The sequence below is a fragment of the Desulfovibrio sp. 1188_IL3213 genome (assembly GCF_036763145.1).
GTDB lineage: Bacteria > Desulfobacterota > Desulfovibrionia > Desulfovibrionales > Desulfovibrionaceae > Desulfovibrio.
The window spans coordinates 1-2,240 of the sequence record NZ_JBAIYR010000376.1 but is presented as its reverse complement, the minus strand read 5'-3'; the positions used below and the strand labels follow the sequence as shown (position 1 = coordinate 2,240).

General features: G+C 58.1%; 1 protein-coding gene, 1 tRNA gene and 2 pseudogenes. 3 read left to right on the top strand and 1 reads right to left on the bottom strand.

Translation table 11 applies throughout. The features are described from left to right. From V6C16_RS11605 to V6C16_RS11595, 3 genes and pseudogenes are all read left to right on the top strand, one after another. Positions 1–207: pseudogene (locus tag V6C16_RS11605) on the top strand (Rne/Rng family ribonuclease); the annotation flags it as partial. Next, positions 180–899, top strand: a complete 720-nt coding sequence (locus V6C16_RS11600) for an epoxyqueuosine reductase QueH (RefSeq protein ID WP_333543275.1) — start codon at positions 180–182, stop codon at positions 897–899. The pseudogene V6C16_RS11605 and the gene V6C16_RS11600, both read left to right, overlap by 28 nt. 69 nt (positions 900–968) lie before the next feature. Continuing rightward, a tRNA-Asn gene (locus V6C16_RS11595) sits at positions 969–1,044 on the top strand. Between the two features lie 599 nt (positions 1,045–1,643). Here V6C16_RS11595 and V6C16_RS11590 read toward each other — a convergent pair. Further along, positions 1,644–2,240, bottom strand: a pseudogene (locus tag V6C16_RS11590) (aminomethyl-transferring glycine dehydrogenase subunit GcvPB); the annotation flags it as partial.

Genomic DNA, 2,240 nt, shown 5'->3' with positions numbered 1-2,240 from the left:
GGCACCGGACAGCGCCGCAACCTCGAGTGGCAGGCCCTTCAGGCCCTGCGCGAACTGCGCCGCATGCTGCGCGCCGAAAGCAAGGAAAAATGCGTTTACGGCACCTCTGCTGAACTGGCCCTGTATCTGCTCAACCACAAGCGCGACAGTCTGCGTGAAATGGAGCAGGATTACGGAAAATGTCTGGAAATATCCGTTCGTCCGTAACGAGCGTCAGCGGCACGTCCTCCGGAAAGCCTGACTTTCCGGAGGACGCCGGTGTTCATATGCCCTCTCTCGCAAACGACGCCCCTATCTGCGGCGCTACAGCGGCATCGGAAGAACTGTCCCCCATCCCGCGCAGCCTTTTGCTGCATGTCTGTTGCGGGCCGTGCGCCATCATGCCCGCAACCCGGCTGCTGGATGAAGGCTTTGCAGTTACCGCCTGGTACATGAACCCCAACATCCATCCGCTTTCGGAATATCTGCGCCGCAGGGACGCTGCCGCTGAGTGCGCACACCATCTGGGCATACCCATTTTGTATGACGATGCCAGCTGGAACGTTACCGCATGGCTGCGCGCTGTGGCCGGGCGCGATGCTGCTCCACAGCGCTGTGCCTATTGCTGTACCAGCCGCATGGAAGCGGCCTTTGCCGCTGCCGCCCGGCTGGGCTTTGCCTTTGTGAGCAGCAGCCTGCTCTATTCCCGCTATCAGCCCCATGATGTCATCCGCGAGGCTGGAGCGCGGCTGGCACAGGCCACAGGCCCGGATTTCGTGTACCGTGATTTTCGCGCAGACTGGCAGGAAGGCATTGACCGCTCCAAGTCTCTTGAGTTGTACCGGCAGCCTTATTGCGGCTGTATTTATAGTGAAGCCGAGCGCTACGAAAAAAAATTGACCCGGCTCATAAAAAAATAATCTGTAATTTTTACACTTTTTGCTTGACCTTACCCCGGATTTTCCGTAAACACTTCCTTGCCTGAACGATCCCCGATAGCTCAATCGGCAGAGCGGGTGACTGTTAATCACTAGGTTGGCGGTTCAAGTCCGTCTCGGGGAGCCAAAAAGAAATCAAGGGCTTACGGTGTACGTAAGCCCTTTTTTCATGTCTTTTTTGCACCAAATTGCACCAAGTCTGCACCATGCCTGCCGCATTGCCCGCTTTTTTTGCCACAACACGCGCAATTGTTGCGGGATTTGCCCCGATTTGCCCTCAGCTTGTTCCAGGTGCTTACGCCTCCCCTGCCTGCCTTCAGGCTGTCTGCAATCAAGCACCGGCCTCACGGACCCGCTTTGCCCTTTACGCTACCGACACAGCATACTATGGGCCACCACGAGACTCTCCAGCAAAAGGCAAGCCAGCTTCAAGAACACGCATTGGGCAAAGCTTGTGTCCCCGTGCCCTGTCGTATCGCGGCCCAAAGAACAGGCATCCTGTTTTCATGGCAGACGGCTGTAGTGCCTGCTGCGTAAAAACGCCATCTGGGCCGTTTCAACACGATACTGCCCTGCTGATCAGCTTTTGCCATTCTGGCCCCACACGGCGGCACTGCGCCCCCTGCCGCGCGGAAGACGCAAAAAACAGCAAATCCCCCGAAAAATCAGGGGATTTGCTGTTTACTGTTATCTTATTACGGCAGAACTGCCGCTGTCGGCCTGCCGCTAGGCCATGTCTTCCGTAAGGATCATGTTACGTGCGGCTCCGGTTTCGTCCATACGGCGCGCAGGCAGCGTGACGGGAGCGTCCAGCAGGGCCTGCGGATCGCTCTTGGCCTGAAGCATGATCTCTTCCAGAGCCTGCACAAAGGAATCCAGGGTTTCCTTGCTTTCGGTTTCCGTCGGCTCAGCCATGATGCATTCATGCACGATAAGCGGGAAGTAGATGGTCGGCGCATGGAAGCCGCGGTCCAGCAGGGCCTTGGCAATATCCAGAGCGCGGGTTTCCTGCGGGGCCGAAGCCACGAACTCGTGAGCGCACAGCCTGTCGGCATAGGGAATGTCCAGCGTGTTCTCAAGCTTCTTTTTCAGATAGTTGGCATTGAGCACCGCATATTCCGAAGCGCGGGCAAGGCCCTCGCCTCCCAGGCGCAGCATGTAGGCCAGCGCTTTGACCATGACGCCGAAGCTGCCGTAGAACGGCCCCATATAGCCTATGGACTGCGGCACATCGTAGTCGAGGAAATAGGAGGCGTCTTCGCGCTTGCGCACGCGGGGCGCGGGCAGGAAGGGCAGCAGGCATTCGCTCACGCCCACGGGACC

Excerpts from the sequence above, each read along its gene's own strand:
- V6C16_RS11600 (WP_333543275.1), top strand. The coding sequence starts at position 180 with ATGTCTGGAAATATCCGTTCGTCCGTAACGAGCGTCAGCGGCACGTCC.